The 22,355-nt window shown below is 68.3% G+C and carries 22 protein-coding genes; 12 read left to right on the top strand and 10 right to left on the bottom strand.

Translation table 11 applies throughout. From position 1 onward, the window contains the following. Window positions 1–159: 159 nt before the first annotated feature. From cyaB to ACFWYW_RS33580, 3 genes are all read left to right on the top strand, one after another. Window positions 160–717: a class IV adenylate cyclase gene (gene cyaB, locus ACFWYW_RS33590; RefSeq protein ID WP_379627377.1), complete on the top strand. Its 558-nt coding sequence runs from the start codon at window positions 160–162 to the stop codon at window positions 715–717. Window positions 718–856: 139 nt separating this feature from the next. Continuing rightward, on the top strand, window positions 857–1,555 hold the full coding sequence (locus tag ACFWYW_RS33585; RefSeq protein ID WP_379627379.1) for a hypothetical protein: 699 nt from the start codon (window positions 857–859) through the stop codon (window positions 1,553–1,555). Window positions 1,556–2,163: 608 nt separating this feature from the next. Continuing rightward, a complete protein-coding gene (locus tag ACFWYW_RS33580) occupies window positions 2,164–3,204 on the top strand; it encodes a hypothetical protein (RefSeq protein WP_379627381.1) in 1,041 nt (346 codons plus the stop codon). Window positions 3,205–3,269: 65 nt separating this feature from the next. Here the strand turns inward: ACFWYW_RS33580 and ACFWYW_RS33575 are convergent, their stop codons facing one another. The 5 genes from ACFWYW_RS33575 to ACFWYW_RS33555 are packed head-to-tail and all read right to left on the bottom strand — an operon-like array spanning window position 3,270 to window position 7,001. Beyond that, window positions 3,270–3,536, bottom strand: a complete 267-nt coding sequence (locus tag ACFWYW_RS33575; RefSeq protein WP_379627383.1) for a hypothetical protein — start codon at window positions 3,534–3,536, stop codon at window positions 3,270–3,272. A 56-nt stretch (window positions 3,537–3,592) separates the two neighbouring features. After that, entirely contained in the window at window positions 3,593–3,724 is a 132-nt protein-coding gene (locus ACFWYW_RS33570; protein WP_379627385.1) for a hypothetical protein, read from the bottom strand. 1 nt (window position 3,725) lies between these two features. Then, window positions 3,726–4,493, bottom strand: coding sequence for a CHAP domain-containing protein (locus ACFWYW_RS33565; protein ID WP_379627387.1), 768 nt, complete (start codon window positions 4,491–4,493; stop codon window positions 3,726–3,728). Then, window positions 4,490–4,660 (bottom strand): hypothetical protein, encoded by a 171-nt coding sequence (locus tag ACFWYW_RS33560; RefSeq protein ID WP_379627389.1) that lies wholly within the window; start codon window positions 4,658–4,660, stop codon window positions 4,490–4,492. The genes ACFWYW_RS33565 and ACFWYW_RS33560 overlap by 4 nt, the downstream gene beginning before the upstream one ends. Continuing rightward, the gene (locus tag ACFWYW_RS33555) at window positions 4,653–7,001 is read right to left on the bottom strand and encodes a hypothetical protein (protein WP_379641155.1); all 2,349 of its coding nucleotides are present in this window, start codon (window positions 6,999–7,001) and stop codon (window positions 4,653–4,655) included. The genes ACFWYW_RS33560 and ACFWYW_RS33555 overlap by 8 nt, the downstream gene beginning before the upstream one ends. Before the next feature lie 156 nt (window positions 7,002–7,157). Between ACFWYW_RS33555 and ACFWYW_RS33550 the strand changes: the two genes are divergently transcribed. After that, window positions 7,158–7,304 carry a hypothetical protein gene (locus ACFWYW_RS33550; RefSeq protein ID WP_379627393.1) on the top strand — a complete coding sequence of 49 codons (147 nt, stop codon included), beginning with the start codon at window positions 7,158–7,160 and terminating at the stop codon, window positions 7,302–7,304. A gap of 205 nt (window positions 7,305–7,509) precedes the next feature. Here ACFWYW_RS33550 and ACFWYW_RS33545 read toward each other — a convergent pair whose 3' ends face one another. After that, window positions 7,510–10,245: a hypothetical protein gene (locus ACFWYW_RS33545; RefSeq protein WP_379627395.1), complete on the bottom strand. Its 2,736-nt coding sequence runs from the start codon at window positions 10,243–10,245 to the stop codon at window positions 7,510–7,512. Window positions 10,246–10,409: 164 nt separating this feature from the next. Here ACFWYW_RS33545 and ACFWYW_RS33540 point away from each other — a divergent pair, with 164 nt between their 5' ends. After that, window positions 10,410–11,276: a hypothetical protein gene (locus tag ACFWYW_RS33540; RefSeq protein WP_379627397.1), complete on the top strand. Its 867-nt coding sequence runs from the start codon at window positions 10,410–10,412 to the stop codon at window positions 11,274–11,276. A gap of 317 nt (window positions 11,277–11,593) precedes the next feature. Here ACFWYW_RS33540 and ACFWYW_RS33535 read toward each other — a convergent pair whose 3' ends face one another. After that, a complete protein-coding gene (locus tag ACFWYW_RS33535) occupies window positions 11,594–14,881 on the bottom strand; it encodes an efflux RND transporter permease subunit (RefSeq protein WP_379627399.1) in 3,288 nt (1,095 codons plus the stop codon). A 103-nt stretch (window positions 14,882–14,984) separates the two neighbouring features. Between ACFWYW_RS33535 and ACFWYW_RS33530 the strand changes: the two genes are divergently transcribed. Continuing rightward, window positions 14,985–15,422, top strand: a complete 438-nt coding sequence (locus ACFWYW_RS33530; RefSeq protein ID WP_379627401.1) for a MarR family winged helix-turn-helix transcriptional regulator — start codon at window positions 14,985–14,987, stop codon at window positions 15,420–15,422. A 2-nt stretch (window positions 15,423–15,424) separates the two neighbouring features. Here ACFWYW_RS33530 and ACFWYW_RS33525 read toward each other — a convergent pair whose 3' ends face one another. After that, window positions 15,425–17,677, bottom strand: a complete 2,253-nt coding sequence (locus tag ACFWYW_RS33525; protein ID WP_379627404.1) for a HelD family protein — start codon at window positions 17,675–17,677, stop codon at window positions 15,425–15,427. A 145-nt stretch (window positions 17,678–17,822) separates the two neighbouring features. On the opposite strand from ACFWYW_RS33525, the gene ACFWYW_RS33520 reads away from it, so the two are divergent. Beyond that, window positions 17,823–18,437, top strand: coding sequence for a hypothetical protein (locus ACFWYW_RS33520; RefSeq protein WP_379641154.1), 615 nt, complete (start codon window positions 17,823–17,825; stop codon window positions 18,435–18,437). Window positions 18,438–18,462: 25 nt separating this feature from the next. Further along, entirely contained in the window at window positions 18,463–19,224 is a 762-nt protein-coding gene (locus ACFWYW_RS33515; protein WP_379627793.1) for an SDR family NAD(P)-dependent oxidoreductase, read from the top strand. Between the two features lie 102 nt (window positions 19,225–19,326). Here the strand turns inward: ACFWYW_RS33515 and ACFWYW_RS33510 are convergent, their stop codons facing one another. Beyond that, window positions 19,327–19,941 (bottom strand): CGNR zinc finger domain-containing protein, encoded by a 615-nt coding sequence (locus tag ACFWYW_RS33510; protein WP_379627796.1) that lies wholly within the window; start codon window positions 19,939–19,941, stop codon window positions 19,327–19,329. Window positions 19,942–19,970: 29 nt separating this feature from the next. On the opposite strand from ACFWYW_RS33510, the gene ACFWYW_RS33505 reads away from it, so the two are divergent. Genes ACFWYW_RS33505 through ACFWYW_RS33490 form a run of 4 tightly spaced genes read left to right on the top strand, consistent with a single transcriptional unit; the run spans window position 19,971 to window position 22,137 of the window. Then, on the top strand, window positions 19,971–20,849 hold the full coding sequence (locus ACFWYW_RS33505) for a hypothetical protein (RefSeq protein ID WP_379627798.1): 879 nt from the start codon (window positions 19,971–19,973) through the stop codon (window positions 20,847–20,849). A gap of 2 nt (window positions 20,850–20,851) precedes the next feature. Then, on the top strand, window positions 20,852–21,373 hold the full coding sequence (locus ACFWYW_RS33500; RefSeq protein WP_379627800.1) for a GNAT family N-acetyltransferase: 522 nt from the start codon (window positions 20,852–20,854) through the stop codon (window positions 21,371–21,373). Window positions 21,374–21,385: 12 nt separating this feature from the next. Further along, window positions 21,386–21,709, top strand: coding sequence for an ArsR/SmtB family transcription factor (locus ACFWYW_RS33495; RefSeq protein WP_379627803.1), 324 nt, complete (start codon window positions 21,386–21,388; stop codon window positions 21,707–21,709). Continuing rightward, the gene (locus ACFWYW_RS33490) at window positions 21,706–22,137 is read left to right on the top strand and encodes an SRPBCC domain-containing protein (protein WP_379627805.1); all 432 of its coding nucleotides are present in this window, start codon (window positions 21,706–21,708) and stop codon (window positions 22,135–22,137) included. The genes ACFWYW_RS33495 and ACFWYW_RS33490 overlap by 4 nt, the downstream gene beginning before the upstream one ends. Before the next feature lie 4 nt (window positions 22,138–22,141). Here the strand turns inward: ACFWYW_RS33490 and ACFWYW_RS33485 are convergent, their stop codons facing one another. Continuing rightward, a complete protein-coding gene (locus ACFWYW_RS33485) occupies window positions 22,142–22,354 on the bottom strand; it encodes a hypothetical protein (protein WP_379627807.1) in 213 nt (70 codons plus the stop codon). Window position 22,355 lies beyond the last annotated feature (1 nt).

Genomic DNA, 22,355 nt, shown 5'->3' with positions numbered 1-22,355 from the left:
GGACGCAGACACCGTCGCGACCACATGGCCGGGACATCGACGCTCCTCGCAGTTTCTTGAGCGCCGAGGACATCGACGATCAGGCACCTCACCGAACCTCTTCGCGTCATGCTGGCGCAGCACCCCTCCCCGGCCGTACACACCCGATAGGAGCAGATCATGGAGTACACCGAGGTCGAGCAGAAGTTCCGCCTCCTCAGCCCGGTGGACGATCTGAAGGCCACTCTGACCGCTCGTGGTGCCAAGGTCGGGGAGTCCTCTCGCCAGGTTGACACCTACTACAACGCGCCGCATCGAGACCTCCTCAGCGGCGAGGTCATCTCCGAATGGCTACGCATCCGCCAGGAGGAAGGGCGCTCCTCCCTGAACTTCAAACGCTGGTACCCCCTAGAGGAGAAGATCAAAACTCACTGCGACGAATACGAAACTGTCATCTCCGACGCCGAGGCAGTCCGGCGCACCCTCTCGGCCCTGGACTTCACTGAGCTGACCGTCGTAGACAAGGCCCGCGAAGAGTGGCACCTGGACAGCATCGCGGTCGCCTTCGACACCGTGGCCGACCTCGGCAACTTCGTCGAGTTCAAGGGCGAAGCCGACAGCATCGACCAGGCCACCGCTGAGATCACTGCGTTCATCGCGAGCCTCGGCATCGAGCTCGGGGAGCGGATCCATGCGGGCTACCCGCACATGACGTTGGGCCTCCATCCGGCCGTCTGATACTCAATGGTGACGACATAGAAGCACCTGTCCGATTTATCCTTTCTTGGACAACACTAAACCCCTTCCCCTCGAAAGGGGTTTATTACGTTTAAGTCACTCCGCTTGCACGCATGACTATCCTGTGGATGCTTGATGCATGACCGTCAAGAGACCCCCTGCCGGAATTAGAAACCAGACGAACGCAATTCCGTTCGGGCGATTCTATCGCGATCACCTCATAGCGATAGCCGAAGCCTTACAGGAGGCTGGCGGTGTATACTTCAAATGCTGTCACGGCTATGAAGGAGACGATCCGAGCGACTTTAACAGCTTCCCCGAAAGGCTGGATTCGCTAAGAATTCAAGATTACCCCTTCGACCGCGAGCCGGAACCCGATCGAAGCCGTATCGCCATCGTCTTGGATGACAAGAAGGCATTCATTGAGCGCGTAAATCCGAGCCTGCGCCACGACGGAGCTGCCGATAGGATCTTTCGGATGGCGCACCTGCAGCGCAGCAAGCTGCGAGATGTTCTCGGAGTGGGCGCTATAGCGCTGTATACCTATGGCGTAATCGGGATCAGCTTCGCCATAGTAATCCTCATGCGACTTGCGTTCCCGAATCTAAATACCTCCATTAGCACTGCAAGTGGCATTATTGTAGGCGTGGCAATCCTGGTAATTAGCAATCGAAGAATCATAAAGTGGTTTCGAGGTAGTTTGATCATACACAACATATATCAAAAAGAAGCCGCGGCAAGCTTCTGGAAAAGGAAGCGCGACGACTTCATTGTCGGCACGAGCGTAAGCACCGCGTTCCTGATCATTGGAATCGTCATCGGACGCCTATTGGCGTAAGCCTGCCCGGTTGACCTTCACCGCGTTGCCGCTAATGCGCTGCCTCGTACTTCTCGACGACACTGGAAGCGATACGTCTGCGCTCGCTGACCGGCAAGCCGAGGGCCTCAGCGCCAGCCGGATTGGTGATCACGGCCTCCGCGCTTCTGTCTGCTTCTGCACGGATATGGTGCATTCCTTGACCGTCTGCGCAACCGACTCCTCGTGGCGCACCAGGTCGCTCAAGAGCCCGCGAAACTCTGCGCGTCGAACCCTCACCCTAGTTAGAATTAGGGCATGGGTAGACGCCCGAAGATGACCATCCCCACCCAGCTTGTCCTCCGGACCTTCCTCCAAGACCCTGCACGCGAGACCTATGGGCTAGAGATCGCTCAGGCAGCAGGGCTCCAACCAGGAACCATCCACGCCATCCTCGCCCGATTTGAAGGGCTCGGTTGGCTGGAGTCCCGTTGGGAAGACCTCGACCCCCACCAGACAGGCCGGCCTCTCCGCCGCTACTACCGGCTCAGCCCGGACGGCGCTGACCTCGCGCGCGAGGCACTCGATCAGGCCAGGACTAACGCCCCGTGGTTGCCTGGCTGGGTCATGCCGCAACGCGGAGGCGCTGCGTGAACATCCGCCACCAAAATCACCCGGCCGAGAACCTCTCCCGCGTCCGTGACATTGCTATTGCTGAGGCGCGCGTCCTTGCCCGCAACCGCGCCTGCATCCGCGCCCTCGCTCGCACCCTCGACCGCGCGAACGCCCGCGCCTTTGACCTCGACATCGCCCTCCTCTACGCCCGCGACCTTGCCACCTACCCCGACCCCGACATCAACCTCGCCACCGACATCGCCAACGTCCACGACCACGACCACGCAAGCGACCTCGCCAGCGACCTTGCCAGCGCCGTCAACCGCGCCTTCGACAGCGTCCTCGGATTCAAGTACGTCCGCGCGAACGCCCGCGCCCTCGTCCGCGACCTCGCCCACGACCCCGACCGGGCCTGCGGCTTCAACTGCTCCCGCGACTTCGCTCGCGACCTCGCCCACGACGTCACCCGCGCCCGCGACTGCGCCCGCGCCCTTCACCGCGCCCACGACCTCATCCGCGTCCGCGGCCTTGCCGACGCTCTCGTCGGAGCGGCGGAGCAAGCCCAACACCTCGCGTCCCGCCTTGATACCGCCGCACAGTCAGACGCCCAACTCCGGGAGCAGCGGGCGAGCAGAGCCGCGGGCTATCTCATCGAGTTGAACGTGCGGCTACTCCCCCGACAGCACCGTTCCCGTTACCGCCAAGAGTTTCAGGCCGAACTGTTGAGCCTTGCCGATGCCGGGGCTAGCCGCTGGTCGCGGGTCATGTATGCGGGCCGCCAGTTCTCTCGCGTCTTGGAGTTGAGGGCGTCGCTCCTGGCCCCTGGCGAGCCTCGTTTGTTCCGCTCCTACCGGATGGCCTGCTGGATCTTGAGCTCCGAGTGGCGGACGTGGGGGCTGCTCGGGCCTTTAATGGCCCTCGCCGCCGTCAACGTCTTCCTTCAGCAGGGTTGGGGGAGCGCTTTCTACACCTTGCCGGGAGTCGTCGCCTTCTTCGCGGGCGTCGAGTGGCTCCGGAAGCGCTGGGGGATAAGCGTGAAACGGCGAAGCCAGACGGGCAGCCCCGATTCCAAATGAGCATACGAAGGAAGCCCCCGGCAACCCGAAGTCGGGTTGCCGGGGGGCTCTGTGGCGGGTGCTGATCAGCGCGAGTAGTCGTACGGCTGACGCTGTGTGTAGGTGGGAGACTTGGTGGATCCAAGCAGGATGCCAAGGGCGGGCCAGCGCTGCTCCAGCGCCCGGAAAACGCCGTAGTACAGGCCGGTGCCCAGCACGACCGCGCCCGCGCTGATCTGCTCGGCGGTGATGCCGTCGACGGTGATGCCGCGAAGGGCGAGCCAGCCGAGAGCTCCGCCGACCAGCGACGGGACGACGGTGCGCCACAGGCTGAGAAGCCACTGATGGAACATGATCACTCCTCGAAATGCGAAAACCCCGCGCTCGGCGGGGCGAAAGGTGGGCGGGGCTAGTTGGTCTCGTCGAACAGGCCGGGCACGCGCTGCTCGGGCAGTTCGTCGTCGAGGACCTCGTTCTCCTCGGCGACATCCACCGGAGCCTCGATCTCGTCGGGGCTGGTGTCGTTGCCGTCCTCGGCCATGTCACGCCACCTTGAGCAGCGCGGCCCACGTCGGAGGACCGGTCCGGCCGGCCTGGTCTGCGACGCCTGCGGCCTTCTGGAACTCGCGCAGCTGCTTGTCGTGGTGGCGGGTGAACACGGTGGCGTCGACCGTGTCCGGGACGGGGTAGCCGCGGGCTTCCAGTAGGCCCGTCAGGGTCTTGACGTGCCAGCCGGTGAGCGGCTTGTCGGCGTCGTAGTAGAGGGCGGGCAGCTTCTTCACGATCTCCTCCATCCAGTCGAGGGCGGGCTGCGGCTTGGGCTGGGAGGGCTTGGACGGCGTCTTGTACGGCGGGTTCCAGAAGCCAGCGATAACGCTTGCGGCTCTGACACGGCGGCGGCAGGCGTCTCTCGTGTTTCCTTCGATGGTCTGGATTCTGCCGTCGCCCAAGTTGCGCTCGACGATGCCGACGTGGTCGATCGCGCCGATGCTGTCACTCCGGGACCAGTCGAAGAACACGATCGCGCCGGGCTTGGCGTGCTTGCGCAGGTTGTCGGCCGTGCCCGCGAACCAGCGGCGCAGCTCTTTGCCGTCCTGCGCGTGCCAGACGGTGTAGGCGCGGTCCCCGCGCGGCAGCACGGCCGCTGCGTTGTCGGAGCGCCGGGCCCACTCGGTCACGCTCATGTTGCACCAGGGCGCGGTGAGGAAGGCAGCGCCGTGCCGGGTAGCGTATGCGCGGGTGATGCCGTTCGGCCGGCCCTGCGTACCGAGGGTCGCGCGGGCAGCCGTCAGCATGGCGGTGACGCTCATTCGGGTGCTCCGTCCTCGTCGTGGGGGTCGCCTTCGTAGGTGCCGGTCAGCGGGTTGAGGACGTAGCCCAGGCTGCGCAGCACCTGCTCTTCGTCAGGCTCTGTCGGGCCCCATGGCCTCAGGTCCACGCCCGCGGCCACGAGCTGATCCTCGGTCGGTTCAGACATTGCTCACCTCCTGTACGGGGTCGAGGAGAAGCCACTCGGCGACGGTGAGCCCGAACGCCGAGGTCGGTACATGAATAGGGAGGACAGCGGGCACGACGAGAACGCCGCCGTCTGTCGGAAAGATCGTCATTCGGGAGGAGGCGTACCTTCCGCCGTCTCGCCCGCTCCGGCGCCCGGTGGCCGAGCTTCGGATGACGGGGCCGGTGATGGTCTTGCCGTTGAGTGCGTCGGCGGTGATCTTCTCAGCGGTGATCGAGCCTGCCGCGATCTTGTCGGCGGTGATGGCCGACGCCGCGAGGTGTCCAGTCTGGATGGCGCCTGCCTGGATCTTGTCGGCGGTGACGCTGTTGGCGTTCAGGTGCCCGGCGTTGATCGTCAACGCCTGAATCAGGTTGCCGGTGATCGTGTTCGCGGTGATCTTCGCGTTGGCCGGGAGGCTGCCATCGATGATCGCCGTCGCTCCGTTGATGACCTGGCCGATCACGTCGGTGTCCACGAGTGGCCGAGTCTGGGCCACCACATGCGGTGACTCACCGCTGATGTTCCCGCTGCGGTCGATCGCGGTCAGCCAGAACTCACGATCGGTGTTGTACGGCTGGCCTGGCACCACGGCGATGCCGGCGCGTTCCAGCCACTCAACCTGGCGGCCCTCATCGACCGGATCGAGAGGGTCCTTCATCATGATCAGCACGCGGGCGAAGTCCTTGGGCATGCCGGTGCCCGAACTGGTGAAGCCGTCCCATTGGATGCGGAAGATGCCGAGCCGAGAGTCCACCACCGGGGCAGACGGGTCAGGCGGCGGCGTCTCGTCGTCCGGGATGACGATCACGGCAGTGCCCGCGACCAGGCCCTTCGTGCCTTGGTTCGTGGCTCGGACGCCGAACTGCCACTGCGATTTCGGCTCCAGCGGCGAGTAGGTGATGCTGGTGCCGGTGGTGATGGCCAGGACACGCGTCGCACCGGTGCCCGGCGGGGATTGCCCGACCACCTCGTAGCCGTCGACCGTAAGCGGCGTGCCGTTGACGTCGCTGGTCACGCCGACCCACGAGACTGTGATCTGCCCGTGAGCGTACCCCTCGTCATCCTGGTAAGCGGAAGGGCTTACGAGTAGACCGGTTGGAGCTGCTGGGATCCGGTTCTCGTTGTCCCCTCCGGGGTCTCCGCCGTTGCCTCCGCTGGAGACGCCACCGCTGAGAATGCCCGCAGCCTGGCGGGCGAGCTTGATCTCCCGCTCCAAAAACCTGTCGTTAAGCGTGAGGTTGCCGCCCACGACGCCGTCGTCACCCCGCGACAGGGTGATCTGCCGGATCCGCAGCGCGTCGGGCTTGCCCTCCTCCCCCGGCGCTCGGATGGTGTCGCCCGGCCGGTAGTCGGCCAGCGGCAGGAACCGCGCCTGCTGCGGCTTGATCTGGCGGGTGAACTGCACCCGCTCCCGGCTCGCGCGCTCCAGCGCCTGCCCGGCGAGAAGCCTGGCGGTGCCCTCGTCCTTGACGCCGCCTTGCGACTGGTATGCCTCCCACCGGCCCCAGGGAGCGACCGCGCCGGGGTTGGTGACCTCGACGCGCAGCCCCTCCTCTCCGACGACGAGGATTGCTGAGGCGGCGTCTTCGAGCGTCGCGTCGTCGGGGGCCTGGTCGATGTCGCGGCCCAGGACCAGCTCGACCGGCGCGGGTCCGGCGGCCAGCTGGCGACCCAACGCGGTGCCCTCGTTGTAGACCTGCAGAACACGGCCGGTCATCTGCCAGTCGCATACGCCCTGCTCAGACAGGTTGATGAGGAGCTGAAGCAGGTCAGTTCCGGGCTCCAGCCCTATTGTCAACTCGGTCGACCAGGGCTGCCCAGCCGAGTCGTGGGTGGCCGTGAAGTCCACGCTGAGGCCGGGCAGCGTGCCACGGCCGGCTCCTTCACTGATCAGTGTGGTCAGGAGGTGGCCGACGCGGACGGCGTTGAACTGGCGTTTGCCGTCGACCATGTCGAGTGACGGGTAGAGGACCAGCTTGCGTAGCATCCACGCCCATCCGGGCAGCGAGAATCGCTGCGCGCCGGTCTGGTCGGTCGCGTCTCCGGAGCGCTTGATCCTCAAGAACCTGCCATTAGCGGCCTCGCTCCAAGCGCCGCCGTTCACGCTGTACTCCAGTGCCACCTCGCACGGCTCGCGCAGCCAGGCCGCGCCTTGAGCATGTGTGGTGTAGGTCAGCTCCAGGCTCGGCACGTCGTTCAGCGGAAGCCCGGCGTCCCAGCTCAAGGGCTCGCCCAAGAGCCCGAGCCGGGCTCCATTCGGGGCATGGGCAACGAGCCGAATTCCGTAGCGGAGCTGTTCCCCAGGGATGATCACTTGCATACAAACCCCCCGGTGATGTGTTGGACTCGGACGAAGTACCGGCTCCCCGGCATCGGGATTGGGACATACTCTGAAACTGTGAGAAGCCAGCGAACGCAGAAGCGGCGCGCGATTCACAACCGCCGTCCGCTACTCGCTGTACTCACAGGTTTGACGATGTCGTTCAGCATTGCGTCGAACTTCGGAGACATGCCGGAGTGGCACCAGGTCATGTTGGGCCTGGCCGCTGTTGCTGGTGCAATCAGCACAGTGTCGGCCAGCGACAGGCCGAGCCTCACAAAAAAAGACCTGCAACTTGCATGACAGCAATCAAGCAAGAATCGCAGAACCAGACTTTTAGTCTGCCTTCGAAGGGGCTACACCCGTCATCGGTGTGAGGCGCGCCTGGAGTTGGTCCACAGCCGCTGAAAGTACAGCGTTCTCGTAGCTCAGTTCGTCCAGGCGGCGGCGCAGAGCCGCGATGATCCGCTCGGCCTCGATACTCAGGTCTTGCACGGTCCTCCTTGGGTTACATGCGCCAGCCCCAGAGCTGGGCAGTGATGGCGACAACCTGCGTCGTGGTGGGGCTGACGAAGACGCTCGTCGTGGTCCTGGCTGACACGCACGCGCCGACGCGCGGACTGCCGGTTGCGCCGACGTCGATGGTGGCCACCACATACGGGGCGCTGGCCATGGTCGGCCCGTATGTGAAGGTGGCCCCGGCCTGGTTGGCGGGGATCGTGACGGTGCTCATCACGAGCCCGGCGTCGCCGCCGCTATAGGACCAGGCCCCGGTGTGCCTGGTCGACGTGGGCAAGAAGGTCATCTGCTGGAACTGCGCAGTGGCGTGCCGGTTGAAGCCGAACCGCGACTGCGACTCCTCCAGGGCGAGGAATCCGCCGTTGTCGAAGGTGGTGTTCGGGTCGCGGACACGAACGTGGTAAGCGCCCGCGGCGTGCATCACCCTGGTTTCGGCGGTACTGCCGCTGTTGGTACCCGACAAGCTGATCAGGGTCGCTTCACCAGGAAACAGGGAGGCGTCGCTGAAGATGCGCGAGGAGTTGGCTCCAGCGCCGGGGTAAAAGCGCAGCTCCGGGACCGTCGCCCCGGACGGATTGATGACGACGCGCGCCCCCGTAACGCCCGAGGCGAGCTGGCCCACGAGCGACACGCTGCCGGTCGCAGAGGAGATGGAGACCGTCTGGACGCCGCCCGAGTCGTAGGCGGCCAAGCCCGTGCTGTTGAGCTCGACCCGAGCCCCGGCCGCGCTGCCCGCGACGATGCGGGTGGACAGCGTCAGCACCGATTCGAGCTTGGCCGCCGTCACCTGGTTCGCTCCGATGTGGGCCGCCTGGATCGCACCGACGTCGATCTTCGCCGCCGTGACGGCGTTGGCGACCAGGTGCCCAGTCGTGATCGAACTCGCCGCGGCGTCCCCGGACACCAACTGGACGGCTGCGATCGTGGCCGAGCTGGACGGCGCGGACTCGTTGCCCGAGCGGTCCACCGCGGTCAGCCGGAACTCGCGGTCCTGGCCGTACGGCTGGCCGGGTACAACGATCCCGCCCGCCTGCTCCAGGTATCCGACCTCGGACCAGCCGAGCGAGAGCGGGTCCTGCATCCACACCAGGAGATGGGCGAAGTCGGACGGCATGAGAACGCCACCGACGCCGTGCCCGTCCCATCCGACGTGGATGACGCCGAGACGGGTCGAGAGCGAAGGAGGCGTCGGCACGGGTGGCGCATCGATGTCGTCGGGGACCGTGACCACCTGCTGCGCCGAGAATCCGCCCCGCGCGCCCTGGTTGGTGGCCCGGACCTTGAACGCGTACTGCTCGCCGATCACGAGCGGGCTGTAGGTCGCGTTCCTGTCGTCGGCCTGGGTCAGCGCAACGAGGAACCACGGTGCGTCCGTCTGGTTGACGCGCATGAACAGCTCGTAGCCGTCGATCTCGACGGCTGTGCCGTTGACGTCGGTGACTACCGCGCCCCAGGTGGCAGTGACCTGTCCTTGTGGGACGCCGGCCGAGTCGATGTACGCCTGCGCGTCCACAACCAATCCGGCAGGCGCGGCGGGGGTACGCGGCCGAGGTGATGAGGGCGCAGGGCGCGCCCCTGAGCCGCCAGACGCCGTCGAACCGCCGACGATGCCCGCTGTGCGTCGGGCGAGGCGGATGTCCTGTTCGAGCAGCCGGTCGTTGAGGACGACGTTGCCCGAGAGCACTCCTGCCTGATCGCGGACCAGCGTGACCTGCCGGACCCGCAGCGACTCCGGCAGTCCGCCCGCGCCGGGCGCGAGCACCCGGTCACCGGGCCGGTAGTCCAGGACTGGGAACCACCGCGCCGCCGCGAGACTGATCTGGCGGGTCCGCTGCACTCGTTCCCGTTCGGCGCGCTTGAGCGCCGCGTCGGCGAGCAGCGCCGCCGTACCAGGGTCGGACACGCCACCCTGGCCGACGTACTGCTCCCACCGCCCCCATGGCGCTACGGCAGAGGGGTTGGTGTAGGTCTGCTGGAACTGGTTATCGCCCACGACCAGGACCGCGGACGCGGCGTCCTCCAGGGTGCCGACGTCGGGGGCGTGGGTGATGTCGCGGCCATGGCGGAGGTCCACCGGGGCGGGTCCGGTAGCGAGATCTCGCGCCAGGTCGGTGTCAGCGTTGTAGGCGCGCAGCTGGCGCCCCTGCATGGACCAGTCCAGCACGCCTTGTTCGGCCAGGTTGATCAGCGTGGTGAGGGCGTCCAGGCCGGGTTCGTAGTAGATCGTCAGCACCTTGGCCCACGGCTGGCCAGCAGAATCGTGAGTCGAGGTGAAGTTCCACGACAGGCCGGTCAGCGTCCCCCGGGTTTGTCCTTCGGCCAGGAACGTGGCAAGGATGGCGCCCGGCGTCGCGCTGAGAAAGGCGCGCTTCCCGTCGACCAGCGGCTGACTGCCGGGGTAGAGGACGAGCTTGCGCAGCATCCAGACATAACCGGGCAGGTCGAGCTGCTCCAGTGCCGCTTTGTCGGTGCGGTCGAGACGCCGCCGGATCAGCAGGAATCGGGAGTCGGCGGGCTCCGCCCAGCTGGTCCCGTCTCTCGAGACCTCACCGGCGATCTCGCAGGGGTCGGTGAGAAGGTCACTCCCTGGCCCGGCCTGGCTGTGCGTGAGCTTGAGAGCGGGCACGTCGTTGAGCGGCCAGCCGATCTCGGTCGCGATCGGTGCGGGGAGCACGCCCAGGCGGGCCCCGTTGGGGGCGTAGATGACGAGGCGGAGGCCAAACATGCTGACCTCCGCCCACGTTCAACCACGCCGTGACGTGCGGTTCTAAGCAGCGCCAGCAGTCGCGAGGGTGACATCCTTGTAAATCTCATGCGTCCTCGAGACTCTTCATTGTCCAATGAGGCTGAACCAGTAAGCTCTGCAACCGGGATCATGAAGGCGCAAAGATGAGGCTGCCTCAAAAGATTCGCAGTGCCCGACGGCTTCGACGCACCAACAAGAAGGCCCGCACCAAGCAGGGTTTGCGTAAAAGCACAGCGGAGAATACAGCAAGCCGCGCCAGAGCATGGATTATAGGAATAATCCTGGCAGGCTTAGCTGCCGTATTGACCGACGCAACCACGGGAAGCATTTCGTCGCTCGCGAAGACAGCCAAGGATTACTTCTTCCCAGAGCCGCCCTTAAGAATTACACCTGCCACAACATTCATGACCCATAACCGCAGAGACATGCCGCGATCGAGATACTTCTTCGTAAATAAATCACCAAAAACGCTCGGCCCGCCCCCTAAGATTGATCTTACAGATTATGAAGCCAAAGCGGATTGGGCTCGCAAGAACGAGGCGATGGACGCCTCCTGCACCTACGTGTATGTCGTCGTCGACGCACAGCCGCCCAACACCGTGGTTCTAACGGGAATCTCGATGCGAATTCTTGCCAGACGACCTCCCCCCAAAGGAGTTGTTATCTCCGAAATTGGAGCAGGGCCTTTACGCACAAGAAGTTTCTATGCCGCACTCGATGAACCTAGACCGAATTTCGAGTATGAAGGCCCAGAGGAGGACGAAGGCGAGCCGGAGCGCCCAATAGACTTCCCCTATCGCGTCTCAGATTCCGACCCAGAGGTAATCCTACTCATTGCATGTACCGAAAAGTACGACATCGAGTGGCGCGCGGAACTTGCCTGGGTGTCAAACGGAATAAGCGGCAAGTCTGTGATTGACAATCAAGGAACGCACTTCAGGACTATCGCAGAAACAAACGCCGAAATATATACTGCATCCGATAAAGGCTGGGAGAAAGAATCTACATAGGCGCAGCGTCAGCTCTCCGGCAGTGGCTGCGGTCATTGTCATGCATCCGCCCACGCGACAGACAGGTCATGGCCAGCGACGGACTTCCGCCATAGGCATCACAGAAAGGACCGCCGAGCCCGTATCTCCAGGGTGGAGGCAGCGGTGATCGAGCTAGCCGAGCTGGCAATGAGCACAACGCGGGAAAAGGGATCCCCGACGCCCCCAGCGGGTGTGAGGTGGAGCCAGCGGAACGCCGAACCGGGGCCGGATGCCTGGATCTGGCCGGTCACAGCGGGATGTAGTAGCCCCGCCGGGCGGCGTAGGACTCAATGGAGTCACGCTGAATGGCTGGCGAGATTTTCTCTTCCAGCATCATCGAGACGCGGATGTACCCGATCGCCGGAATCAGGCCCGCCGCGACCAGCGCGCCGCTTCTTGATTCGCTCATGCGTCATGCTTGCACCAACGTAAAGCGTGGGCACCAGCACGAGGGTCAGCAGGGTCGAGGAGATCAGGCCGCCGATGACCACGATCGCCAGTGGCTGCGAGATGAACCCGCCCGATCCGGTCACGCCCAGTGCCATCGGGGTCAGGGCGCAGATCGTGGCCACCGCGGTCATCAGGATCGGCCGCAGCCTGCGCCGGCCGCCTTCGACGACCGCCTCGACGATGCCCATCCCCTGCTCGCGGTACTGGTTGATCAGGTCGATCAGCACGATCGCGTTCGTGACCACGATGCCGATCAGCATCAGCATGCCGATCAGCGCCGGCACGCCCAGCGCCGTGTCCGTGGCCACCAGCAGGCCGATCGCGCCCGTCGCCGCGAACGGGATCGACACCAGCAGGATCAGCGGCTGGATGAACGAGCGGAACGTCGCCACCATGATCATGAAGACGATCGCGATCGCCGCGAGCATCGCGATGCCCAGGTCCGAGAACGCCTCCGCCTGGTCGGCCGAGACGCCGCCGATGGTGTAGGAGGCGCCGGCGCCCAGGGCCACGCCGTCCAGCTTCGTCGTCAGCGTCTGCGTCACGCTGCCCAGGTCGCTGCCGGCCGCCTTGGCGGAGATCGTCGCCGAGCGCTCGCCGTCGATGCGCGAGACCTGCGTGGGCCCCGCCACCTCTTCGACGTCGGCCACCGACGACAGCTTCACCAGGCCCGCCGCGGTCGGCAGCTTCAGCTTCTCGATCTCCTTGATGTCGGCGGGCGCGTCGTCGCCGCGCAGCACCAGGTCGGAGGAGCGGCCGTCGAGCGTGACCTCGCCCAGCGGGGCGCCGCGGAAGGCCTGCGCCACGGCCTGGCCCACCTGGGCCTCCGACAGGCCCTTCTCGGCCGCCTTCTCCCGGTCCACCCGTACTTCGACGCGCGGCGCGCTGGCCTCCAGGTTCGAGGAGACGTCACGCAGACCCGGCACCTCGGACATCGCGGCCTTGACCGCCTCGGACGCCGTGCGCAGCGACTCCGCCTCCGGCGCCTGGACGATCACGTCGATGGAGTCGGAGGAGAACCCGCCGCTCTGCGCGCCGACCTTCACCTCGCCGACGCCGCTCAGTCCTTCCAGCCGCTCGCGGATGCGCTGCTCCACCGCGACCGTGTCGACGTCCTCCTTCAGCGTCACCGAGTACGAGGCCCGGTCGGCGCCACCGCCGACGCCACCCTGCATCTGGTTGCCGCCGCCCACGTTGACCTGGTAGGACTCCACGCCGTCCAGCCCGGACAGCGAGTCCTCCACCTTCTTGGCCGCCGCGTCGGTGGTCTTCAGGTCGGTGCCGACCGGCATCTTCTGGCTGATCGAGATCGTGTTCTGCCCGGAGGAGTCCAGGAAGTTCGTCCGCATCTGCCCGGCCAGGCCCATCGTGCCCACGAACACGGCCACGCCGATGAGCAGCGTCACCACCCGGAAGCGGGTCGCGAAGCGCAGCACCGGCAGGTACATGCGCTGCAGCGGGCTGCGCAGTTCCTTCGCCTCGGCCTTCTCCCGGTAGGCGCGCGCCTGCTCGGGCGTGAGCTTCGGCGTCTTCAGGAACCAGTACGCCAGCACCGGCACCACGGTCAGCGACACCACCAGCGAGGCCAGCAGGGCGACGGCCACCGTGACCGAGAACGGGCCGAACAGTTCGCCGACCATGCCGCCGACGACGGCGATCGGCGCGAACACCGCCACCGTGGTGAGCGTCGAGGCCGTGACCGCGCCCGATACCTCGCGGACCGCGGTCAGGATGGCTTGGAGTTTGGCCTCGCCGTACGCGAGATGGCGTTTGATGTTCTCCAGCACCACGATCGAGTCGTCGACCACGCGGCCGACGGCGATCGTGAGGGCGCCGAGGGTGAGCATGTTGAGCGAGTAGTCGCCCGCCCAGAGCGCGATCAGCGCGATGACGACCGACAGCGGGATCGAGACGGCGGTCACCAGCGTCGAGCGCACCGACAGCAGGAAGACCAGGATGACCAGCACGGCGAAGGCCAGGCCCAGCAGGCCCTCGGTGGTCAGGCTCTTGATCGACTCCTGGACGTAGGGGGCCTGGTCGAAGACCACCTCGACCGCCGTGTTCGAGGAGTCGCCCAGCGACTTGGTCAGCTCGGGCAGCTTCTCGCGGATCTCGTCGGAGATGGTCACGGCGTTGCCGTCGGGCGACATCGTCACCGACACGCCGAGGCTGGTGTGGCCGTCGGTACGGGTGATCGTGCTCGCCTCGGCCAGGCCGCGCTCGACCGTGGCCACGGAGCCGAGCTTGACCGGCTTGAGCGGCTTCGGCGTCGGGATCGCCTGCGCCGGGATCTGACCGGTCTGCGGGTGGCCCTGCGGCTGCGCCTGGGGCTGACCCTGCGGCTGGCCCTGCGGACGGGCCTGGGCCGGGTTCTGCGGCTGCGCCTGGGGCTGGGCCGGGGTGAGGTAGAGGTCCTTGAGCTTGTTCAGCGAGTCGACCCGGGCGCCCACCTGAACCGACAGCGACTTGCCGTCGTCGGTCAGCGAGCCGGCCGGGATCGGCGTGCCGTTGGCCTTCAGCACCTCGGGGATCTGCGCCGCCGACACGCCCGCCTTGGCCATCTTCTTGGCGTCGGGCGTGATGGTGACCACCTCGTCGCGGGTGCCGGTGACCGACGCCTCGCGTACGCCCTCGACCGCCTGCAACTCCGGCACCATGATCGTGCGCAGCTTCTCGGCCATCCCCCGGGGGTCGCCGCCGTCGCCCACCGACAGCACCATCACCGGGATGTCGTCGGTGTTGCCCGCCACGACCTGCGGATCGACGTTGTCCGGCAACTGCGACTGAATGCGGCTGACCGCCGTCTGCATCTTGTTGAGCGAGGCCTCGATGTCGGTGCCGAAAGCGAAGGCCACCTGGATCTGCGCCAGACCCTCCTTCGAGGTGGAGGTGATCTGCTCCATGCCTTCGATGCCCTTGAAGGAGTCCTCGATGGGCTTGGTGACCTGATCCTCCACGATCTCCGGCGAGGCGCCCGGATAAGGAGCGACCACGAACGCGCCGGGGAAGGCCAAAGAGGGCAGCAACTGCTGCTTCAACTGCGGAATCGTGAATGCGCCGAACGCGCTGAGCACGATCGCGACCAAGATCACAAGGCTGCGGTTGACAAGGCTCAACCGGGCGAGAGCGGTCATGGGGGTCCCTTCAGAGTTCGCCCCAGACTAACACTTCGCCTTGCACGAATATTTAACGAGCAGTGGACTTCCTGATAACCTTCTCAGGAAGCAAGGGGTGAGAGTGGACGACGAACGCGCCGAACTGATCCGCCGGATCACCGAGACTCAGCGTGACCTGGGTCGATTCCTCACCCAAGATCGATCGCCCCTCTTCGACAGCAACCTGACCCTGCGCCAGCTCAAGGTCGTCATGATCGTGTCCTTCCACGGCTCGGCCTCCGGTCAGGACCTCGCGCACAACCTCGGCGTCGGCCTCGGTACGGTCACCGGCATCGTCGACCGCCTCGTCGCCCACGGCCTGGTCAGCCGCTACGAGGACCCCCACGACCGGCGGGTACGCCGCATCCGCCTGACCGAGGCGGGCCGCGAGCTGATCGAGCAGATCAACGACGCCGGCCTCGGCCACTTCCGCCGCATCATGGAACGCCTCGACCTCGACACCCTGAAGACCCTCGCCGAGGTCACCGAGAAGATCCACGAAGTGGCCCGCTGCCTCTGAAGCTACGCCGGAGCGGACTCCAGCCGGGCCAGCGCCCTCGGCAGCGGCCCTTCGTGCACCACCGTCAGCCGCCGCGTCGCCCGCGTCACCGCCACATACAGGTCACGCCCGCTCATCCCCGCCGGATCGACCACCACCACCGTGTCGAACTCCAGCCCCTTGGCCTGCGTCACCGTCAGCACCGCCACCGGCGCGTCGAGGTCGTCGCCACCCGGGAACAACGCCGCCACCCGCGCGTGCTCCGCGTCGGAGACGATCACCCCGGCCCGCCCCTCCCCGATCTCCGCCAGCTCGGCCGCCACCAGGCCGGGCAGCACCTCGGGCCCGCCCGCCACCGCCCTGGGCTCGGCGCCGCCCTCACGCACCGACTCCGGCGGCTCGTGGCCGGGGTCGATCTCCAGCAGCACGTCGGCGGCCAGCCGCATGATCTCCACCGGCGTCCGGTAGTTGACCAGCAGCCGCTCCTCCCGCCACCGGCCCTCCAGGTACGGGTCGAGCATCTGCGCCCACGTGCGCGCCCCGGCCGCCGAGCCGGTCTGCGCCACGTCGCCCACCACGGTCAGCGAACGCGCCGGGACCCGGCGCATGACCAGCCGCCACGCCATCGCCGACAACTCCTGCGCCTCGTCCACGATCACGTGGCCGTAGGCCCACGCGCGGTCGGCGGCGGCCCGCTCGGCCAGGCTCCGCCACGGCCCGTCGTCGTGGTGGCGCTCGGCCAGGCCGCCGCCCTCCAGCAGGTGGCCGACGCCGGTCAGCCGCACCACCTCGCTCGCGAACAGCTCGTCATCCTCGCGCTCCCTGTCGGCCTCGCGGGCCGCCGCGCGCCCGGCCGAGTCGTCCTCGCCCAGGAGTTCGGCCGCCTCGTCCAGCAGCGGGACGTCGCCGACCGTCCACTCGGCGTCCGGGGGCCGCAGCAGAGCCCGGTGGTCGAGCCCCTCCGGCACGGTCCTGGCCAGCGCGTGCGGGTCGGCGAACGTCTCGCCGATCAGGCGCCGCGGGGTCAGCTCCGGCCAGAGGCCGTCGACCGCGCGGCGTACGCCCTCATCGGCCCACAGGCGCTCCGAGCCCAGCCTGAGGTCGGTCTCGTCGAGGTCGCGATCCAGCTCCAGCGGCGCGTACTCGGGGTCGTCCAGGTCCTCGATGCGCAGCGCCGCCTCCAGGGCCCGCGCCTCGGCCGCGACCAGTTCCTTGAGCAGCTCGGTCACGAACAGCTTGCGGGCCATGTTGTGCGGCAGGCGGACCGCGCGGGCCCGCCGCCGCAGCGCGGCGCACGTCTCGTGCGCGACCCGCAGCGGCAGGCCGTCGTAGAGGATCTCCAGGTCGCCCTCGGGCAGGCGCTGACGGTCGCGCACCGCCGCCGCCACGAAGCCGGCCATCCGCAGGTCGCCCTTGACCAGCGCGGCAGGGGCCGGGTCATGCGCGGTGGCCCGCACGCCGGGGAACAACTCGCCCACCGTCGCCATCACCACCTGCGTCTCGCCCAGCGCGGGCAGCACCTGGCCGATGTAGCGCAGGAACATGGGGTTCGGGCCGACCACGAGCACACCGCGCCGGTCGAGCGCGCCGCGGTGGGTGTAGAGCAGGTACGCCGCCCGGTGCAGGGCCGCGACCGTCTTTCCGGTGCCGGGCCCGCCCTGCACCACCAGCGCCCCCTGGAGCCCGGCCCTGATCACCCGGTCCTGCTCGGTCTGGATGGTGGCCACGACGTCGGTCATCCGGCCGGTGCGCCCCCGGCGCAGCGCCGCCAGCAGCGCGGCCTCGCCGACCAGGTCGCGGCGGTCGTGCTCGCTCATCCCGGCCAGGTCGAACACCTCGTCGTCCAGGCCCACGACCGTGCGCGCGCGGGTGTGCAGGTGGCGGCGCCGTACCAGGCCGGCGGGGTCGGCGGGGGTGGCGACGTAGAAGGGGCGCGCGGCCGGCGCGCGCCAGTCGACGAGGACGGACTCGTGCTCGTCGTCGCGCAGGCCGATGCGGCCGATGTAGACGGTCCGGCCGCCGCTCTCGTCGACGCGGCCGAAGCACAGGCCCCGCTCGACCGCGTGCAGCTGGGCCAGGCGGCCGGCCTGCTCGCCCGCCGTCACCTCGCGTTCGACCAGCATCCGGGCGGTCAGTCCCGCCCCGCCGCCGCCGTGCACCTCGCGCAACGCCCGTTCGGCCCGCTCGCGCGCGAGGTCGAGCCTGCCGTACAACATCGTGACCTTGACCTGCTCGGACGCGATCGCCTCAGCCAGAGCACTTTGACGATTGGACATCGCGTGGTATACTCCTTACTGGAGATGTGTAGCCACCAAGCAAACTCTCCCTATACTACCGCGTGCGGTCGCACGCGGTTTTCGCGTCTTACGACCGTTTTACGGCATGCGGCATTGACTCCCCGGTAGATCGAGGAGGCATGCCATGACCGACATAGACCCTGTCCGCGTGATCCCGCGCAAACTCATCATCGGCGCCGTCGCCGCGCTGGTGATCACCACCGCCGGCGGAGCGGGCGTGGCCACCGCGGCCAGCGCCTCGCCCACCCCCGCCCCCAGCGACAGCGCCACCCCCACCGAGACCCCGGCGCCCACCGACGACCCGACCGCGCAACCCCCGAGCGCGGCCCCGGAACCACCCAAGCGCGCCCACCTCAGGGCCATGAGCGGCATCCGCAGCGAGGTCGTCGTGCCCAAGGCCGGCGGCGGCTACCAGACCGTCGCCACCCACACCGGCGAGGTCACCGCCACCGACGCCGACAGCATCACCGTCAAGAGCGAGGACGGCTTCTCCCGCGAGTACGCCGTCAACGACACCACCCGCGTCAGCGCCGGCCGCGAGGGACTCGGCGGCGTCAAGAACGGCGACACCGTCCACGTCACCGCCACCGTCGAGGGCGACAGCGCCACCGCCCAGCAGGTCACCGACCTCACCCGCCCGGAAGCCGGGCCCGAGACCCTGCCCGGCCACTTCAAGGTGCTGCCCGGCATCATGCCGCCCGACATCGCCATCAAGAAGCGCCTGCCCGAGAGGGACTGACGGGCACGCTGCTAACTTCGAGGCCGTGTCCGCTTACCTGACCGAACTGTTCTCCCTGGCCGGTCGGCGCGCCCTCGTCACCGGCGGCAGCTCCGGCATCGGCTACACCATGGCCGAGGCCATCGGCCGCGCCGGCGCCGAGGTGGTCATCGTCGCCCGCCGGCGGCCCGAGCTGCGCCGGGCCGCCGACCGGCTGACCGCGCACGGGGTCAAGGCCTCATGGATCAGCGCCGACCTCGGCGACCGGGCCGATCTCGACCTGGTCGTCGAGGAGGGCGGCGAGATCGACATCCTCGTCAACGACGCCGCCAACAACATCCGCAAACCCATGGCCGAGCTCACCGACGACGACTACGAGCAGACCATCGCGCTCAACCTCACCGCCCCCTACCTCCTCGGCCAGCACCACGGCCCCCGCATGGCCGCGCGCGGCTGGGGCCGTATCCTCAACATCGGCTCGCAGCAGACCAACAGCGCCTTCGGCAACAGCGGCGTGTACGGCGCCGCCAAGGCCGCCATCGCCGGCCTCACCCGCTCCCAGGCCGAGGCCTGGTCCCGCGACGGCGTGTGCGTCAACACGATCATCCCCGGCTTCGTGCTGACCCCGCTCACCGAACCCGCCCAGGCCATCCCCGGACGCACCGAGGAACTCGCCGCCCGCCACATGAGCGGCCGCAACGGCCTGCCCGCCGACTTCGCCGGCGCCGCCGTCTTCCTCGCCTCCGCCGCCTCGGCCTTCGTCACCGGCCAGCAGCTCTTCGTCGACGGCGGCTTCTCGGTGCACTGACAGCGGTACGCCCTGGAGATCGTCCGGCGGGCGGAGGGGCGCTGCAGGGGTCTCGTCCCAGGTGAGGACGCCCACGTGGTCCGGCGCTAAAGGCCAACGCCTTTACGTTGTAGATTTATTGCGCCGGGCCCGGTACGCGGCGGCCTTGGCGCGGTTCTGGCAGGCCAGCCCGCAGAACCGGCGCGAGGCGTTGCGCGTGACGTCGAAGAACACCAGCTCGCAGCCCGCCGCCTGACACGCGGCCAGCCGCTCCCCCTGCCCCACGCCGATGACCATCGCCAGCGCCGTGCCCGCGTCCGCGGCCATCGCGCCGGCCACGTCGGCCTCGACCGCGTGAAAGGCCAGGACCGGGGGCTCGCCGTGGAGGTTGGGTACGGCGCCGTGCCGTACCAGGAGGGTGTTGAGCTCGGCCACGCCCGCGTACGGGCCGTCCGCGAAGGCGGGACGCAGGGCCTTGGCCACCCCGGCCAGCCGGTCGGTGTCGAGCGGGCCGCCGTCACCCTCGGCGCGGGGGTGGCGGGCGCGCCAGTCCGCCAGCGCGGGTTCGAGGGCCGCCAGCCGTTCGGGCGCCGTCGCCGGAAGGGGCCGGGTACGGCCCTGCGTGTGGTCGACGGCGAGGGCGTTCACCAAGACGACGGCCAGCTCCGCCCACCGCCCGACATAACTGTCTATTTGGGATTGACCAGTGATGCGCCACACGTCTATCGTCACTGCCATAACCTTATTAGACAGTGAGAGGACGCCTCATGTCCACGATCTCCAGGCTTGCCCGCAGCATGTGGCACCAGCTGGAGCCCGTCCACGCCGCCGTCTACTTCGCCCCGCAGGCCTTCGAGCGGGCCGCGAAGCTCGGCTACGACGTCGAGTCGCGCTGGCCGAGCTACTTCGCCTGGCGCACCGCGCCGCTGGGGACGGCCGGCCCGCACCTGGTCGGCGCCGCCTATTACAGCTTCAGCCCGGCCATGGTCGCCGGGCACGTACCCGGGATCTGGGCGACCGCCTCCCCCTCCGAGGTGCTGACGGCCCGCCTGGAAGCCGTGGACCACCTCTACCGCGACTGGCTGGGTGACCATTTGACCTCGCCCGGCCTGGCCGAGGCCGCCGGGCTGGCGCGGTCCGCGGCCGAGAGCGTCACCACGCCGGGACGCCCCCTGGCCGCCGCCAACCTCGACCAGCCCTGGGCCGCCGAACCGCACCTGGTGCTCTGGCAGGCGGCGACCATCCTGCGCGAGCACCGCGGCGACGGGCACCTCGCCGCGCTCCAGGCGGCCGGGCTGGACGGCTGCGAGTCGCTCGTCTCCTTCGCCGCCATCGGCGCCGCGCCGGTCGAGACCTTCGCCGGGCGCGGCTGGAGCTCCGAAGAATGGGCTGCCGCCGCGGAACGGCTGCGCGAGCGCGGGCTCATCGGCGCCGACGGCCAGGCCACCGGCGCGGGACACGCGCTGCGCGACCAGGTGGAACGTATGACCGACGACCTGGCCGCCGCGCCGTGGCGCAGCCTGGGCGAGGAACGCGCCCAGCGCCTGGCCCAGCTCAACGGCCCCGTCCTGGGCGCCGTCTTCCAGGCCGGTGTGCTGCCCATGACCAGCACGCTGGGCATCGCCACCGTCAAGGCCCCGGCCTGACGATGGTCGAGCGACTGACGGGTGAGTCCGCGCGGGCCCGCGTCGAGGCCCTGGTCACGGTGTACCGGGAGGCGTTCGGGCCGCCGCCGTGGAACGAGGGCGAGGACGAGGTCGGCGCCTTCCGCGTGCGGCTCGACGAGGACTCCCGCCGGCCGGGGTTCGTGGCGGTGCTCGCCACCGCGGACGGCCACCCCTGCGGATTCGGTACGGCCTTCCCCACCCCCTCGCCCCTCCCCCGGCGCAGGTCCTACGGGTGGGCGGCGGAGATCGCCGGGACCGAGCGGCTGACCGGGGCGCTGGAGGTGACCGAGCTGGCCGTCTCGCCGCACGCCCGCGGCCGGGGCCTGGCCGGCCGCATGCTGGACGACCTGTGCGCCGGGGCGCCGCGCCGCTGGCTGCTGACCTCCACGCAGGCGCCGGACGCCGTCCGCCTCTACGAACGGCTGGGCTGGCGGCGGCTCAACGACGGGCCTGGGGCGATCGTGTTCACCTGGGATATAGTTGCCCCAGACGTTAACGGTTAAGGGCTGGGGACAGTGAACGACCTGGACGCCACGCTATCAGCGCTCGCCGACCCGACCCGGCGCAAGGTCGTCGACCTGCTCCGGGAGGGGCCGCGACCGGCCGGTGAGCTGGCCGAGGCGGTCCAGATGAGCGCGCCCGCGCTCAGCCGGCACCTGCGGGTGCTGCGCGCCGGCGGGCTGGTCCAGGCCGAGACCGGCGACGACGACGCCCGCCTGCGCCTGTACTCCCTGCGCCCCGAGCCCTTCACCGCGCTGCAGGCCTGGCTGGACCAGGTCCAGGCGTTCTGGGCCGAGCAGCTCGGCTCGTTCAAGGAGCACGTGGAGCGCGACCGGTGAGCGGGAGCACCGACTCGGTCACCGTGAGCGTGACGGTGGCCGCCGATCCGGGCACCGCGTTCCGGGTGTTCACCGACGAGATCGACGCGTGGTACGTGCGCGGGCCCTACAGCTGGGTCAACGCCGAGCGGGCGGCGCAGATCAGGTTCGAGGACGGCTACCTGCGCGAGGTCTGGACGGACGGCGGGCACGTCGACACCGGCCGGATCCTCACCTGGGAGCCGCCCCGGCGCCTGGTGTGGGCCGACCTGCTCAACGACGGCGCGATGGAGATCGAGGTGGAGTTCCGCGGGGTGACCGGCGGCACCGAGGTGGTGCTGGTGCACCGCGGCCTGGACACGCTGCCACCGGACGTGGCGGGGCGGATCCGCCGCGGATACTCCTGGAACATCGGCCTGAAGTGGTACGCCGAGTTCCTCGGCCGCTGAACGGTCAGCGTCTGCCGTACTTCTTGTGCGCGGCCTGTTTGCTGACCCCGATCGCGTCGGCGATCGTCGCCCAGGGCAGGCCCGCGACCCGCGCCCGCCGGACCTGCACCGCCTCCATGCGCTCGATCTCGCGCCGCAGCGCGGTCGTGGCCCGCAGGGCCAGCAGCGGGTCCTCGTCCTGTGCCTGCCGTACCAGGCCTGCCAGGTCGTTCGTCATG

The sequence above is a fragment of the Nonomuraea sp. NPDC059023 genome (genome assembly GCF_042740095.1).
Lineage (GTDB): Bacteria > Actinomycetota > Actinomycetes > Streptosporangiales > Streptosporangiaceae > Nonomuraea.
Note: the sequence above shows the minus strand (reverse complement) of the source record. Positions and strands in the feature narration are given on the sequence as shown.

Bases quoted from the DNA above. Each gene is read 5' to 3' on its own strand.
- ACFWYW_RS33545 (WP_379627395.1), bottom strand. From the start codon at position 10,245: ATGTTTGGCCTCCGCCTCGTCATCTACGCCCCCAACGGGGCCCGCCTG.
- ACFWYW_RS33575 (WP_379627383.1), bottom strand. From the start codon at position 3,536: ATGTTCCATCAGTGGCTTCTCAGCCTGTGGCGCACCGTCGTCCCGTCG.
- ACFWYW_RS33485 (WP_379627807.1), bottom strand. From the start codon at position 22,354: ATGACGAACGACCTGGCAGGCCTGGTACGGCAGGCACAGGACGAGGAC.
- ACFWYW_RS33505 (WP_379627798.1), top strand. From the start codon at position 19,971: ATGTCCACGATCTCCAGGCTTGCCCGCAGCATGTGGCACCAGCTGGAG.
- ACFWYW_RS33565 (WP_379627387.1), bottom strand. From the start codon at position 4,493: ATGAGCGTCACCGCCATGCTGACGGCTGCCCGCGCGACCCTCGGTACG.
- ACFWYW_RS33510 (WP_379627796.1), bottom strand. From the start codon at position 19,941: ATGGCAGTGACGATAGACGTGTGGCGCATCACTGGTCAATCCCAAATA.
- ACFWYW_RS33560 (WP_379627389.1), bottom strand. From the start codon at position 4,660: ATGTCTGAACCGACCGAGGATCAGCTCGTGGCCGCGGGCGTGGACCTG.
- ACFWYW_RS33520 (WP_379641154.1), top strand. From the start codon at position 17,823: ATGACCGACATAGACCCTGTCCGCGTGATCCCGCGCAAACTCATCATC.
- ACFWYW_RS33535 (WP_379627399.1), bottom strand. From the start codon at position 14,881: ATGACCGCTCTCGCCCGGTTGAGCCTTGTCAACCGCAGCCTTGTGATC.
- ACFWYW_RS33500 (WP_379627800.1), top strand. From the start codon at position 20,852: ATGGTCGAGCGACTGACGGGTGAGTCCGCGCGGGCCCGCGTCGAGGCC.
- ACFWYW_RS33525 (WP_379627404.1), bottom strand. From the start codon at position 17,677: ATGTCCAATCGTCAAAGTGCTCTGGCTGAGGCGATCGCGTCCGAGCAG.
- cyaB (WP_379627377.1), top strand. From the start codon at position 160: ATGGAGTACACCGAGGTCGAGCAGAAGTTCCGCCTCCTCAGCCCGGTG.
- ACFWYW_RS33570 (WP_379627385.1), bottom strand. From the start codon at position 3,724: ATGGCCGAGGACGGCAACGACACCAGCCCCGACGAGATCGAGGCTCCG.
- ACFWYW_RS33585 (WP_379627379.1), top strand. From the start codon at position 857: ATGACCGTCAAGAGACCCCCTGCCGGAATTAGAAACCAGACGAACGCA.
- ACFWYW_RS33555 (WP_379641155.1), bottom strand. From the start codon at position 7,001: ATGCAAGTGATCATCCCTGGGGAACAGCTCCGCTACGGAATTCGGCTC.
- ACFWYW_RS33540 (WP_379627397.1), top strand. From the start codon at position 10,410: ATGAGGCTGCCTCAAAAGATTCGCAGTGCCCGACGGCTTCGACGCACC.
- ACFWYW_RS33550 (WP_379627393.1), top strand. From the start codon at position 7,158: ATGTCGTTCAGCATTGCGTCGAACTTCGGAGACATGCCGGAGTGGCAC.